Genomic DNA, 14,200 nt, shown 5'->3' on the forward strand with positions numbered 1-14,200 from the left:
TCCGCGTGTTCGCGCAAGTATCGGATCCCGTTAACGGGCGTAGTTGCGGGTCCCCAACCCGGCTGCTGCCACTCCAGTTCTTCCCACGGGCCATTAATGCAGCAATACACGGTCCCCGCAGGACCGTGCATTCATCTATGTTACCACCGCGCAAACAGTTGATGACTGACATATCCGCAGTTCGCGGTCAGGACGGCCGCAGATATCCGGGCACGTCTGTGCCACAGCCGTATACGTCAGCCATCACCGGCGGCTTGGTGGATTTGACGATTGTCGTCACCTGGACCGTGCCCTGGCCGGCCGGCGGAACCAGCACCTCGCGACGGCCCGTTTCGCTGCCGTCCTTGGCGCGCACCCGGACGATGCAGTCCACCGGTCGCGACGGGTCTTCCCGGGTGACGCTGATCGTCACCGACGCGGTCTCATCATCGACCACCTGATAGCCGGCCAGCGTGCCGGAAACCGGACTTGTGCCGATTCGCTGGTAACCCACAATCGCGATGCCGATGCCCGCGACGAGCACCACGCCGGTCAGTCCGATGGCGATGCGGCGGCGGTCTCTGCGGGACAGGCCGCTGCGGCCGTAACGCGCTTCCGGACGCGAGATCGAGTCTTCTGTCATGCCCTCGGGATTTGTGGGGTATTGGAGAACTGGAATTATAGGGAACACGCACAGGGTCGGTGGGCGGCCAACGAACGGACGAGGGAGCACGTGAGCAAACTGCGATTGATGGCGGTGCATGCCCACCCCGACGACGAGTCCAGCAAGGGCGCCGCGACGCTGGCCAAGTACGCGGACGAGGGCCACCGCGTCATGGTGGTGACCCTGACCGGCGGGGAGCGCGGCGAGATCCTGAACCCTGCGATGGACCTGCCTGACGTGCACGGACACATCCATGAGATCCGCCGCGACGAGATGGCCAAGGCGGCCGAGATCCTCGGCGTGGAGCACACTTGGCTGGGCTTCGTCGACTCCGGACTGCCCAAGGGCGACCCACCACCACCGCTGCCCGAAGGCTGCTTCGCCCTTGAGCCCCTGGAGCGCTGCACCGAGGCGCTGGTCCGCGTGGTGCGGGACTTCCGGCCGCACGTGATGATCACCTACGACGAGAACGGCGGCTACCCGCACCCTGACCACATTCGCTGCCACGAGGTGTCCGTCGCGGCGTACGAGGCGGCCGGTGACTACTACCGTTTCCGCGATGCGGGGGAGCCCTGGAACGTGTCCAAGCTGTACTACGTGCACGGTTTCCTGCGCGCCCGGATGCAGCTGCTCCAGGACGAGTTCGCCAAGCACGGGCAGGAGGGCCCGTTCGACAAGTGGCTCAAGCACTGGCTTCCCGAGCATGACCACTTCGAGAAGCGGGTGACGACGCGAGTCGAGTGCTCGGCGTATTTCGGCCAGCGTGACGATGCGCTGCTCGCCCACGCCACCCAGATCGACCCGAACGCCGAGTTCTTCGCCGCCCCGATCTCGTGGCAGGTGCGGCTGTGGCCAACCGAGGAATTCGAGCTGGCCCGCTCGCGCGTTCCGGCTGCCCCGCCCGAGAAGGATCTGTTCGAAGGGATCGAGCAAGGGTGAATCATTTTCTGATCACCGTGATTGCTGAGGGCCCGCCCAAGAACAACGGTCCGGACTTCGGCAAGGCGAGTCCCATCGGGCTGGTCGTGGTGGTGCTGTTGATCGTGGCGACCTTCTTTCTGGTCCGCTCGATGAACAAGCAACTGAAGAAGGTTCCCGAATCGTTCGACCGTCAGCACCCCGAGCCGGACCAGGCCGCCGACGACGGGACGGACGCGGTGGACGGGGTCGATCGCGAAATACCGGGGGGCGACGGATCAACCCGACCACCTGGGTCGACGCATGAGTCCGGCTGACCCGGCCGGAACCAATACCCTCGGGCTGGCCACCAGTCCCTACTTGCGCCAGCACGCCGACAACCCGGTGCATTGGCAGCAGTGGACGTCGGCGGCGCTTGCCAACGCGGCGGCGCGCGACCTGCCGATCCTGCTGTCCATCGGCTACGCCGCCTGCCACTGGTGTCACGTGATGGCGCACGAATCGTTCGAGGACGACGAGGTCGCCGCCGCCATGAACGCCGGGTTCGTCTGCATCAAGGTGGACCGCGAGGAGCGCCCCGACATCGATGCGGTCTACATGAACGCCACCGTCGCATTGACCGGTCAGGGCGGGTGGCCGATGACCTGCTTCCTCACCCCGGACGGCAGGCCGTTCTTTTGCGGCACCTACTACCCCAAAGACAGCTTCCTGCAATTGCTCTCGGCTATCAGCGACACGTGGCGGGAGCGCCGTGGCGAGGTCGAGCAGGCGTCGGACCAGATAGCGGGCGAACTGCGCTCGATGGCATCGGGACTGCCCGCCGGCGGCCCCGACGTCGCACCGGACTTGTGCGATCACGCCGTCGCCGCCGTGCTGCGCGACCAGGACACCGTCCATGGCGGCTTCGGCCGGGCACCCAAGTTCCCGCCGTCGGCGCTGCTGGAGGCGTTGCTGCGCCACTACGAGCGCACCGGGTCCGCCGCGGCCCTGCAGGCGGTCACCCGCGCCGGCAACGCGATGGCCCGCGGCGGCATGTACGACCAACTGGCCGGCGGCTTCGCCCGCTACAGCGTGGACGAGCAGTGGGTGGTTCCGCACTTCGAGAAGATGCTCTACGACAACGCCCTGTTGCTGCGTTCCTACGCGCACTGGGCCCGCCGGACCGGGGATCCGCTGGCCCGCCGGGTCGCCGCGCAGACCGCCCGGTTTCTGCTGGACGACCTCGCGGACGGCGACGTCTTCACCTCGTCGCGCGACGCTGACGCCGATGGCCGCGAGGGGTCCACGTATGTGTGGACGCCGGCGCAGCTGACCGACGTCCTGGGGGCGGATGACGGCGGCTGGGCCGCGCAGGTCTTCGGAGTCACCGAGTCGGGCACCTTCGAGCACGGCAGTTCGGTGCTGCAGTTGCGCGACGAACCCGACGACCCCCAACGACTGGACCGCATCCGCGCCCGCCTGTTGACCGCTCGGGGTGACCGAGCCCAGCCCGGCCGCGACGACAAGGTGGTGACGGCCTGGAACGGGCTGGCGATCACCGCGCTCGTCGAGGCCAGTGTCGCCTTGGACGATGCCGAGCTGGCCGGCGCCGCACGGCGCTGCGCGACCACGCTGCTGGACCGGCACCTCGTGGACGGGCGGTTACGGCGCGCGAGCCTGGGCGAGACGGTGGGCGAGAGCGCGGCGATCCTGGAGGACTACGCGATGCTCGCCACCGGGTTGCTGGCGCTGTATCAACTCAGTGCCGAGGACTCCTGGCTGGTGGCCGCCGCCGACCTGCTGGATACCGCCGTGCGCCACTTCAGCGACCCGCAGCGTGCCGGTCGCTGGTACGACACCGCCGATGACGCCGAACAGCTGGTGTTGCGCCCCGCCGACCCGCTGGACGGGGCGACGCCGTCGGGGGCATCATCGATCGCCGAGGCGCTGCTGACGGCCGCGCACCTGGTCGACGGCGCGCGCGTCGAACGGTACCTACAGCTGGTCGGGTTCACGCTGGAAGCGCACTCGGTGCTGTTGGCACGCGCCCCGCGATCGGCGGGGCACTGGCTGGCGGTGGCCGAAGCCGCGGTGCGGGGACCGCTGCAGATCGCGGTCGCCTGCGCCGGGCCGTCATCCTTGCTGACCGACGCGCGACGGTTGGCCCCGGGCGGGGCGATCGTCGTGGGCGGTGCGCCGGATTCTTTGCCGCTGCTTGCCGGACGGTCCCGGGTGGAGGGGGCCGACGCAGCTTATGTGTGCCGCGGCCGGACCTGCGACTTGCCGGTCACCAGCGCGGACCGACTCGCGGCCGCCTTGGGAGTGCCCGGGTAGTAGCGTGCGTTTCATGCCGAACGCCGCCGACCGGGCGCAAACGATCACCGACACCGTTCACCGTTACATCGCGACGGTTAGCGAAGGCAGCGCCGACGAGCTGGCCGCCTTCTACGCCGACGACGCGACGCTGGAAGATCCGGTGGGCGGCGAGGTACATATCGGCGTCCAGGCCATCCGCGGCTTCTATGCCGCGGTGACCGGCATGGAGCGGCACTGTGAACTGGTCACGCTGCGCGTCTCGGGCAACGAGGCAGCGTTCCACTTCCGGCTGACCATCGGCGCCGGGAACAGCAGAATGCGCATCGAGCCGATCGAGACCATGGTGTTCGACGGCAGCGGCAAGGTCACCGCGATGAAGGCCTACTGGTCTCCCGCGGACGTTACCCAGCTGTAGTTAAAAGACCACGAACCACATGGCGATGTAGTGGCAGATCGCCGCTATCGCCGTACACGCGTGGAAGAACTCGTGGAAGCCGAACGTCCTGGGCCACGGGTCGGGCCAGCGCAGCCCGTACAGAACTCCGCCGATGCTGTACAGCGCACCGCCGACGATCAGTAGCACCAGCGCCGTCACGCCGGCGTTGTGCAGGATCGGGCCGATGTACCAGACCGCGACCCAGCCGAGCAGGATGTACAGCGGAACGCCGACCCAGCGTGGCGCCGACGGCCAGAGCATTTTGAGCGTCACCCCGGCCAGCGCCCCGCCCCACACGATCGCGAGCACCACGTGTCCGTCGTGGCCCGGCAATGCCAGCAGGGCAAACGGCGTGTAGCTGCCTGCGATGAAGATGAAGATCATCGAATGGTCCGCACGCTTCATCCACTTGCGGGCCGTCTCGGATTTCCAGTTGACCCGATGGTAGGTGGCGCTGACCGAGAACATGAGAATGGTGGCGAACGTGTAGAGCATCGTCGCCAGACCGGCCTTGGTGGAATCCAGCGCCCAAGACACCGCGATCAGCGAGGCGCCCGCGAACACCGCCGCGCCCGCTGAGTACACGTGGATCCAGCCGCGGAAGCGGGGCTTGGTCAGGACTTTGGCGACGCCCTCGACCATCTGGCGGGCGGCGTTTTGCGCGGTCTCGCCGGGCGAGGTGCCGTGAGATTCCGGTTCTGCGCTGGTGAGCGTGCTGGTCTGGCTGCTCATCTGTGTCGTGGGCCCCATCCTGTGAATACCGGTGAGTTGTCTGGATTTAGGTTAGCGGGATTGTCTGAAAGTGGGCTGAGCGACGTGACGTGAGATTGCCCAGAATCCGGCCCGGTAATCGGTCTGGGTCACAGTAGGGTTGATCTTCGTGGAGATCATCCCGCCGCGGCTAAAGGAGCCGTTGTACCGGCTGTACGAGCTGCGTCTTCGGCAGGGATTGGCGGCCTCCCGATCCGAACTGCCCCGACACATTGCAGTGCTGTGCGACGGTAACCGGCGCTGGGCGCGCAGCCTCGGGTATGAGGACGTGAGCGTCGGCTACCGGATGGGCGCGGTCAAGATCGCCGAGATGCTGCGCTGGTGCCAGGAAGCCGGCATCGAGATGACGACCGTCTATTTGTTGTCGACGGAGAACCTGCAGCGCGACCCAGAAGAGTTGTCCGCGTTGATCGAGATCATCACCGATGTGGTCGAAGAGATCTGCGCGCCGGCCAACCAGTGGAGCGTTCGAACGGTCGGTGATCTGGCTTTGCTGGGCGAGGAACCCGCCCGCCGGTTGCGGGGCGCGGTCGACTCGACGCCGGCCAACGCCACCTTTCACGTCAACGTCGCAGTTGGCTACGGCGGGCGGCAGGAGATAGTCGGTGCGGTGCGGGCGCTGTTGGGCAAGCACCTTGCCAATGGGGCGACGGCCGAAGAACTCATCGAAGCGGTGACCGTCGAGGGGATCTCCGAGAACCTCTACACCTCTGGCCAGCCGGATCCGGACCTGGTGATCAGGACCTCGGGGGAGCAGCGGCTGTCCGGTTTCCTGCTGTGGCAGAGCGCTTACTCGGAGATGTGGTTCACCGAGGCGCACTGGCCCGCGTTCCGTCGCGTCGACTTCCTTCGCGCGCTGCGCGACTACAGCATGCGCAATCGCCGATACGGGCGGTAGCGGACCGGCTATCGGGCGCGACACGGTCGCGTGACACTCCGAGCGAGAAGTGTCACTTCCGGTATGACAAAACTTGCATCTCTGGTGTGGCCGTGATGGCGCACAGCAAACTTGGAGCTTCCGTTCCTAGTTCGCAATCTGACTAGAGTTAGCCGACTTAACTCATAGGAACTTCCAATCCTACTGACAGCGTGTCAGTAGGGAGCATGTGCTCCATACCTAAGCGTATAGTTCCGAAAGATGTTGCAGCGCAGGTTATTTCAAAAAACACGAGCACTATTGTATAAATGTCAACAGTGTGAATTGGGCGCTTGAATGGATCCACTGGTGCCAGTCTGGATATGGCAAACTTCGTCTGGCGTCTACCTAACGGGGCGCGCCGATCCCGTCTCAGAAAAATTAAGAAATTTCTGTTCTCAGATCTGGCGATTCTTTCCGATCGGCATGTACATTCCCCAAACGAGTGACCCCCATCTGCCATGAACCACAGGAGTTTCAGCGATGTCGTATTTGGTGGCTGCCCCGGACTTGCTCGCTGCTGCGGCGGCGAACCTGGAAAGTCTGGGCACGTCGATCAGCACCGCCAATGGCGCGTGGGCCGGCCCGATAGCGACGCTGGTCCCAGCGGCTCGCGACGAGGTTTCGGCCGCCATCGCTGCCCTGTTCGGTACGCACGCGCAGAGCTACCAGGCGCTGACTCAGGAGGCGGAGGCCTTCCATCAGCGGTTCATCCAGGCCCTGACATCAGCGGGGAATGCCTATGCGACGGCCGAAGCGTTCAACGCCTCGCCGCTGCAAGCCGTGACGGATCTGATCAACGCCCCCGCGGAGGCGATGTTCCAGCGTCCCCTGTTCGGCAATGGAGTCGACGGGGCTGCAGGGACGGGAGCTAACGGCGGTGACGGCGGTTTGCTGTGGGGCAACGGTGGCGCCGGCGGGTCCGGCGCAGCGGGCAAGGTCGGCGGTAACGGCGGGGCCGCTGGGCTGTTCGGTAACGGCGGTATTGGTGGGGCCGGTGGCGCCGGGGCGACCGGTGGTAACGGCGGTTCGGGCGGGATGCTGTTCGGTAACGGCGGCATGGGCGGCGCGGGTGGTATCGGCGCTGGCCCCGGTCTGACCGGCGGTGCGGGCGGTATCGGCGGAAACGCTGGGATGTTCGGCGCCGGCGGCGTGGGCGGAACCGGCGGCGCCGGCGGTGCCGGCGACCAGGTGCTGGGCATCCACGGCGGTGAAGGTGGCGTAGGCGGTAGGGGCGGCAACGGCGGTGCGATGTTCAGCACCGCCGGGGCAGGCGGCGTGGGCGGCGCGGGCGGCGTCGGCTACACCGGCGCGGACGGCGCCGTCGTAGGCCAGGCAGGTGGCACCGGAGGTAACGGCGGCAACGGCGGCGCCGGTGGCGCCGCAGGTGGCACCGGCATGTTCGGGGCCGGCGCCGCGGGCGGTCAAGGCGGTGCGGCCGGACTCGGCGGTGACGGTGGCGCCGGCGCTGCGGGCGAGGCTGGAAACATCCACGGCGCCGCCGGTGGGCAGGGTGGGAACCCGGGCATTGCCGGCCTGGGTGGCGCGGGTTCCCTGGGCGGGCCTAATGGCGCGGCCGGAGCCGCGGCCACCAGTGGCGGCAACGGCGGCATCGGCGGCGCGGGCTTCAACGCGGAGGGCGGGTCGAACGCCACCGGCGGCAATGGCGGCAACGGTGGCAACGCCGGTGTGGCCGGGCACGGAGGTGCCGGCGGGGCTGGAGGCTCCGGTGACGGCAGCGGTGCCGGCGGCAATGGCGGCAAGGGCGGCGTGGGCCAGGTCGGCGGGACCGGTGGTGCCGGCGGCGACGGCGGCGCGACGGGCAACGGCGGTAACGGCGGTGCGGGCGGTGCCGGAGTGGCCGGCGCCGCGGGGGCGAACGGGGCTACCGCGGGCGCGGCAGGCGGCACGGGCGCAGTCGGCGGTACCGGTGGCGTCGGCGGTGCCGGTGGCCGCGGCGGTTCTGTGTCGGGTAACGGCGGCAACGGCGGCGAAGGCGGTATCGGCGGTCTCGGCGGCTCGGGTGGCGCCGGAGCCACGGGAGCCGACGCAACCGTCGCTGGGGCCACCGGCGGTGCCGGCGGCCTCGGCGGCAATGGCGGTGCCGGAGGCCACGGAGGTGCCGGCGGGGCCGGTGGAGCCGCGCTGGGTAGTGGCACCGGTGGTGTCACCGGCGCAGGCGGCGCGGGCGGACAGGGCGGCGCGGCCGGCATCGGCGGTGACGGCGGCGTCGGCGGGGCCGGCGACCAGATTGTGCGTAACGGTGGTACCGGCGGCCAGGGTGGCAACCCCGGCACCGGCGGCGCCGGTGGCACCGGCGGCGTGAACGGCGCCGGAACCAGCGTCGCCGCCTCCGGTGCGGCAGGGACCGCGGCCACGACGGGTGGCAACGGCGGTGCTGGTGGCGCCGGCTGGAACGCCATCGTCCCTGGCGCGAACGGCGGTAACGGCGGTGCCGGAGGTGCCGGAGGTCTTGTCGGCAACGGCGGTGACGGCGGCGTCGGCGGTAAGGGTGCTATCGGCGCCACCGGTACCGACCCGACCCAAAGTGGTGGTGCCGGCGGGACCGGCGGCAACGGCGGCAGCGGCGGTGACGGCGGTTCGGCAGGGACCAAAGCCGGCTTCGGCGGTAACGGCGGTGCCGGCGGCATCGGCGGGCAGGGCGGTACCGGCGCGGTCGGCGCCGACGCAACCAACCCGTCCCAGATCGCCGGCACCGGAGGAAACGGCGGGGCCGGTGGGCAGGGCGGCACCGGTGGTAAGGGCGGCAACGCGCCGAACCCGCTCGGCAACCTGGGCGTCGGCGGTGACGGTGGTAAGGGTGGTGCGGCCGGGCTGGGCGGTAACGGTGGTCATGGCGCGAACGGCACCGCTGCCCACTTCGACGGTGGCGCTGGCGGTATCGGTGGAAACCCCGGCACCGGCGGGGCCGGCGGAAAGGGAAGCACCTTCGGCTCGGCCAGTGGTACGGACGGAACGGGCGGCGCTGCGGCGACCAGTGGCGGCAACGGTGGCGCCGGCGGCGATGGCTACAGCGACCCGACCGCAAGCGGCCTGGCCGGCGGGAAGGGTGGCGCCGGCGGTGCCGCCGGCTCGGTCGGTAACGGTGGCGCCGGCGGCAACGGCGGTACCGGGGCCAAGGGCGTCACCGGTCTTGCCGAATTCGAAACCGGCGGGACCGGCGGCGTCGGCGGTAAGGGTGGTGCCGGCGGCGCCGGCGGCTCGACATCCGGTAATGGCGGTGCCGGCGGCCTCGGCGGGGTCGGCGGACAGGGCGGTACCGGCGCTCACGGTGTCGACTCGGTCGACCCGACTCTGGCTGGTGGTAAGGCCGGCGACGGCGGCATGGGCGGCCAGGGTGGTGACGGCGGCAACGGCGGCACGGTTACCCCAGGAAAGGGCACAGTCGGCGTGGGTGGCGCCGGTGGTAATGGTGGTGCGGCCGGTCTCGGTGGCAAGGGCGGTGACGGCGCCGCCGGCACCGTAGCCCACATCGACGGCAGTGCCGGTGGTCAGGGTGGTGACCCGGGTACCGGCGGGGTTGGCGGTACCGGCGGCTCCGGCTCAGTCGCCGGTGGCAAGGGTGGCACGGGCGCTGCGGCCACTACCGGTGGTGACGGCGGCGACGGTGGCAAGGGCTTTGCGGCTGAAGCGGGCTCCAACGCGAACGGTGGCGTCGGTGGTGACGGTGGCGCTGGCGGGTCGCTGGGTAGCGGCGGTACCGGCGGTGCTGGTGGCGCCGGCGACGGCAGTGGTACCGGCGGCGCCGGCGGTCAGGGTGGCGACAGCGGAGCGAAGGCCGGCAACGGTGGTGCGGGCGGCACCGGTGGCGCCGGCGGCGCGACCGGTGGCGGCGGCATCGGTGGTACCGGTGGCCTTGGCCAATCGCCTTCGGGTATCGGTGGTGTCGGAGGCCACGGCGGCGCCGGTGGTGCGACATCTGGTGACGGTGGTACCGGTGGTGACGGCGGTATCGGCCAGGCCGGCGGCGGCGCCGGCGGTGATGGTGGCGATGCCGGACAGAACGGCAATGGTGGCGCAGGCGGCACCGGTGGCGCCGGCCTGATGGGTAAGGCCGGCGCGGCCGGGGTCGGCTCGGGCGGTAATGGCGGCGACGCCGTTGCCGGCGGCTTCGGTGGTCGCGGTGGTAACGGCGGTGCCGGCGGCACGGTGTCCGGTAACGGCGGTGCTGGCGGTACGGGTGGCGCTGGTGCACAGGGCGGTACGGGCGGCAATGCCACCGACTCGACGAACCCGAACACGGCTGGCGGTGCTGGTGGCAAGGGCGGTGCCGGCGGCGAGGGTGGTGCCGGCGGTGACGGTGGTAAAGCCACCGCAGGCACCGCGGGTGCTGCCGGAAACGGCGGGGCCGGTGGTGCAGCTGGCCTTGGCGGTGACGGCGGCGACGGTGCCAACGGCACGGCGGGCAACATCAACGGCAGCAATGGCGGTAAGGGCGGTGACGCAGGCGCCGTCGGGATCGGTGGCGCGGCAGGCACCGGCTCGACCACCGGCAACAACGGCCCTAACGGCGCCGATGCCACCAACAGCGGCCACGGCGGTAACGGTGGCAACGGCTTTGACAACGCCGCGAACACCACCGGCGCCAATGGCGGCAACGGCGGCAAGGGTGGTGCTGGCGGTTCCCACGGTGACGGTGGTAACGGCGGCAGCGGTGGCAACGGCGGGACCGGCACCACGGGCGGCGCCAGCGCCGTTGGCGGGGCCGGCGGCGCGGGCGGAAACGGTGGCGCCGGCGGTGCTGGCGGATCTGTCCTAGGTGACGCGGGTAATGGCGGCAACGCCGGCAACGGCGGCAAGGGCGGCCAGGGCGGTAATGGTGCTGCCGGCGCCAACTCCAGCACCGCCAATGGCACCGCCGGCACCGGCGGCAATGCCGGCGCCGGCGGCGCCGGCGGCGCCGGCGGCAAGGGCGGTGACGCGGGTACGGCCACGCTGGGCAACAACGGCACGGCCGGCACCGGCGGTAACGGCGGTACGGGCGGTAACGCCGGGACAGCTGGAACCGGCGGTACCGGCACCGGCAACCGCACCAACGGCGGTACCGGTGGTAACGGTGCCGCTGGTGGGACCGGTGGCGCCGGTGGTGCCGGTGGTACCGGCACCGCAACCACCAACGGTGGTGGTGGTGGCAACGGTGGCCAGGGCGGCGTCGGCTCTACGGGCGGTACCGGTGGAGCTGCTACCGGTACGACCGGTGGCAACGGTGGCGCCGGTGGCACGGGTGGCAACGGTGGCGCCGGTGGTGCCGCGGGTGCCGGCGGCGACGGTCAGTCAGGTGGTGCGGCGGGTAACGCGGGCAACGGTGGCCAGGCTGGGGACGGCGGCGCCGGTGCCAACGGTGGGAATGGCCAGAACAGCAACACGGCCGCCAACCGTGACGCACGCGCTGGTGGAACCGGTGGCGCCGGCGGTGTGGGTGGTACCGGCGGCAACGGCGCGTCCGGTGGCAACGCGACTGGCGGCGGCACCGACGGCGCCGCGAGTGAAGGCGGCAACGGTGGCGCCGGCGGTAAGGGCGGAGGCGGCGGTGCCGGTGGCACTGGCGGTCAAGGTTCCAGCGGTAGCCAGCCTGGCGGCCTGGGTGGCAACGGTGGGGTTAGCGGTGCCGGCGGTGCTGGTGGCGCCGGCGGTACCGGTGGTGCCGGCACCGACACCACCGCAGGCGCGGGCGGTGGTAATGGCGGGCAAGGCGGCGAGGGCGGCCTGTCGGGTACCGGCGGTAAGGGCGGCAATGGCATTGGCACCAACATGAATGGTGGTAAAGGCGGAGATGCCGGCGCAGCAGGCTCGGGCGGCATCGGCGGTGCCGGCGGTACCGGCGGCGCGGGCAACGGCGGCGGCGTCGGCGGTGACGCTGGGAACTCCGGCAAGGGCGGACAAGGCGGTGGCGGCGGCGGTGGCGGCACCCCGACGGGCACCGGCATCGGTGGAGGGGCTGGCAACGGCGCGAACGGCGGTGCCGGCGGAAACCACACCAACGGCGGCACGGGAGGAACCGGCCTGGGCGGCGGCCCCGACGGTGGCACCGGGGCAGCCGGCGTCCCCGGTACGGGTGGCGGCGGCGGTGCTGCAGGCGTTCCCGGTACCGGCGGTGCCCCAGGCTCTGCGGGCGTCACCGGTCCAAGCGGCACCTGAGAACTCAGCCACGGCTACCAGGCAATACTCCACACCCGTCGAACAGCGATTATCTGAAATGTTAGGAAGAGGATTGAGCCGGTGAGTTTTCTGACCTTGCCACCCGAGATCAACTCCCTGAACATGCTGTTGGGCGCGGGTTCGGCGCCGATGGCGTCGGTCGCGTCGGCGTGGGATGGTTTGGCTGCTGAGTTGGGTTCGGCGTCGTCGTTCTTCGAGGGTGTGACCTCGGGTCTGGTCAACGACGCTTGGCAGGGCCCGGCTGCGCTGGAGATGGCGGCGGCGGCTACGCCGTATACGGCGTGGTTGAGTGCGGCGGGGGTTGCGGCTGAGCAGGCGGCGGCGCAGGCGCGGGCGGTGGTGTCGGCGTTTGAGACGGCGCGGTCGATGGTCGTGCACCCAGCACTCATCGCCGGCAATCGCAATTCCCTGGTAAGACTTGCGATTTCGAACTTGTTCGGCCAGAACTGGCCGGCGATCGCGGCGGCCGAGGCGGCCTATGAGGAGTTCTGGGCTCAGGACATCGTGGCGATGTTGGGTTATCACGGTGGGGCTTCGGCGGCGGCGGCGGCGTTGACGCCGTTCGCCAGGGTGCCCCTGGGCGCGTCGGGCGGGGTGGGTGGCTTCGTCAAGGCTGTGGTGGCGGAGTTGTCCGGTTTGGCCGGCGGCCTGAATTCCGGTGGCCTTAGGGCGGGTCTGGGTGCGGTCAGCGCCAGGTTGAGCGGTTTGTTGGGTGGGTTCGATTTTGCCGGTGTGTTGCGCAGCCTGCAGTCGGGCACTGGTGGTCTGGCGAACCTGCGTCTGCATGAGCTCGGTGGGGTACCGACCGGCGGAGCGGCTGCGGCCAGTGGTTGGGGAGCGTTGGGACGCAACGGTTTTGGATCGGGTGCCTGGGGTCGCTTGGGCGGTTCGGGTGGTCTGCAGGCGTTGGTGGCGGGCCTGTCGGGTTCGGGGGGGCTGAACAGTCTGCTCAATAGCGCGACCGTGACGACGGCGTTGACCAGTGCGCTGAGCAGTCCGACCGTCACCACCCTGCTGAACAGCCCGACAGTGGCCAATCTGCTGAGCAGCCCCAGCGTGTCCAGCCTGTTGAGCAGCCCGACCGTCAGCAACCTGCTGCGTAACCCGGCGGTGAGCAACCTGCTCAGCAGCAAGGCGTTGAGCAGCTTGTTGAGCACTACCAACCTGGGCAACCTGCTGGCGCACGGCCTGAACCCCGCTACGGCCGAAGCGGCGGTCACCGATATTTTCGGGAATACCGGTACGGGCAATATCGGGTTCGGTAATACCGGTGATAACAACATCGGGTTCTTCAACACCGGTGACGGCAATGTCGGGATCGCCAACTCCGGCTTTGACCTCAAGGGCATTTCGAACTCCGGGGTCGGTAACTCGGGGTTGTTCAACACCGGTAGTTACAACACCGGGATCGGTAACTCTGGTATCGGTAACACCGGGTTGTTCAATCCGGGCAATTTCAACACCGGTATCGGTAACCGGGGTAGCTATAACACCGGCAGCTTCAACGCGGGCAGTTTCAACAGTGGTGATTTCAACGGTGGTGACACCAACACCGGGTGGTTCAATACCGGCAACCTCAACACCGGTATCGGCAACTCCGGGAACATCAACACCGGTATCGGCAACTCGGGCAACATGAACAACGGGATGTTCGTGCGGGGCGACGCCCAAGGCATGACCGGTGTCTCCTACTCGATCCGCATCGAGCAGATTCCCGTGGACTTCGGCATGCGATTCCCAGTGAATACAACGATTTCCGGTGGCACATTGCCCATCACCATTGCGCCCTTCAACATCGGGGCGATCGATATGGGCGCTCTCAGCAACACGTCCGGCACCATCGGTCCGATCAACGTTCCGATGATTACGATCGACGGACCACGGCTGGTCTTCACACTCGGCGGCCCGGGTTACACGACTTACGGTGGCATCGTCGGCACTATCGGTCCGATCGATATTCCGTTGTTCTCGATCCCGGCGGGTCCGGGTATTGGTAATTCGTCGGGTGCTCCGTCGTCGGGGTTCTTCAATAGTGGTTCGG

General features: G+C 69.2%; 9 protein-coding genes. 7 read left to right on the top strand and 2 right to left on the bottom strand.

Going from position 1 to position 14,200, the window contains the following annotated elements:
• Positions 1-187: 187 nt before the first annotated feature.
• Positions 188-622 (bottom strand): DUF4307 domain-containing protein, encoded by a 435-nt coding sequence (locus A5645_RS11225; protein ID WP_065129529.1) that lies wholly within the window; start codon positions 620-622, stop codon positions 188-190.
• A 90-nt stretch (positions 623-712) separates the two neighbouring features.
• Between A5645_RS11225 and mca the strand changes: the two genes are divergently transcribed.
• Genes mca through A5645_RS11245 form a run of 4 tightly spaced genes read left to right on the top strand, consistent with a single transcriptional unit; the run spans position 713 to position 4,271 of the window.
• Positions 713-1,582 (top strand): mycothiol conjugate amidase Mca, encoded by an 870-nt coding sequence (mca, locus tag A5645_RS11230; protein ID WP_065034867.1) that lies wholly within the window; start codon positions 713-715, stop codon positions 1,580-1,582.
• Positions 1,579-1,878: a hypothetical protein gene (locus tag A5645_RS11235; RefSeq protein WP_065034868.1), complete on the top strand. Its 300-nt coding sequence runs from the start codon at positions 1,579-1,581 to the stop codon at positions 1,876-1,878. The genes mca and A5645_RS11235 overlap by 4 nt, the downstream gene beginning before the upstream one ends.
• Positions 1,865-3,874 (top strand): thioredoxin domain-containing protein, encoded by a 2,010-nt coding sequence (locus A5645_RS11240; protein ID WP_065034869.1) that lies wholly within the window; start codon positions 1,865-1,867, stop codon positions 3,872-3,874. The genes A5645_RS11235 and A5645_RS11240 overlap by 14 nt, the downstream gene beginning before the upstream one ends.
• Before the next feature lie 13 nt (positions 3,875-3,887).
• The gene (locus A5645_RS11245) at positions 3,888-4,271 is read left to right on the top strand and encodes a nuclear transport factor 2 family protein (RefSeq protein ID WP_065129548.1); all 384 of its coding nucleotides are present in this window, start codon (positions 3,888-3,890) and stop codon (positions 4,269-4,271) included.
• On the opposite strand, the gene trhA is transcribed toward A5645_RS11245, so the two are convergent.
• A complete protein-coding gene (gene trhA / locus A5645_RS11250; protein WP_065034870.1) occupies positions 4,272-5,024 on the bottom strand; it encodes a PAQR family membrane homeostasis protein TrhA in 753 nt (250 codons plus the stop codon).
• A 148-nt stretch (positions 5,025-5,172) separates the two neighbouring features.
• Between trhA and A5645_RS11255 the strand changes: the two genes are divergently transcribed.
• The 3 genes from A5645_RS11255 to A5645_RS11265 all read left to right on the top strand — a co-directional run.
• A complete protein-coding gene (locus tag A5645_RS11255) occupies positions 5,173-5,961 on the top strand; it encodes a (2Z,6E)-farnesyl diphosphate synthase (RefSeq protein WP_065034878.1) in 789 nt (262 codons plus the stop codon).
• Between the two features lie 501 nt (positions 5,962-6,462).
• Complete coding sequence (locus tag A5645_RS11260) at positions 6,463-12,138, top strand: PE family protein (protein ID WP_065034871.1); 5,676 nt, start codon at positions 6,463-6,465, stop codon at positions 12,136-12,138.
• Positions 12,139-12,219: 81 nt separating this feature from the next.
• The coding region (locus tag A5645_RS11265; protein WP_065129530.1) for a PPE family protein at positions 12,220-14,200 on the top strand (1,981 nt) is incomplete at its 3' end.

This window comes from Mycobacterium asiaticum, assembly GCF_001673635.1.
In the GTDB taxonomy this organism is placed as follows: domain Bacteria; phylum Actinomycetota; class Actinomycetes; order Mycobacteriales; family Mycobacteriaceae; genus Mycobacterium; species Mycobacterium asiaticum_C.

Excerpts from the sequence above, each read along its gene's own strand:
- A5645_RS11245 (WP_065129548.1), top strand. The coding sequence starts at position 3,888 with ATGCCGAACGCCGCCGACCGGGCGCAAACGATCACCGACACCGTTCAC.
- A5645_RS11260 (WP_065034871.1), top strand. The coding sequence starts at position 6,463 with ATGTCGTATTTGGTGGCTGCCCCGGACTTGCTCGCTGCTGCGGCGGCG.
- A5645_RS11225 (WP_065129529.1), bottom strand. The coding sequence starts at position 622 with ATGACAGAAGACTCGATCTCGCGTCCGGAAGCGCGTTACGGCCGCAGC.
- A5645_RS11240 (WP_065034869.1), top strand. The coding sequence starts at position 1,865 with ATGAGTCCGGCTGACCCGGCCGGAACCAATACCCTCGGGCTGGCCACC.
- trhA (WP_065034870.1), bottom strand. The coding sequence starts at position 5,024 with ATGAGCAGCCAGACCAGCACGCTCACCAGCGCAGAACCGGAATCTCAC.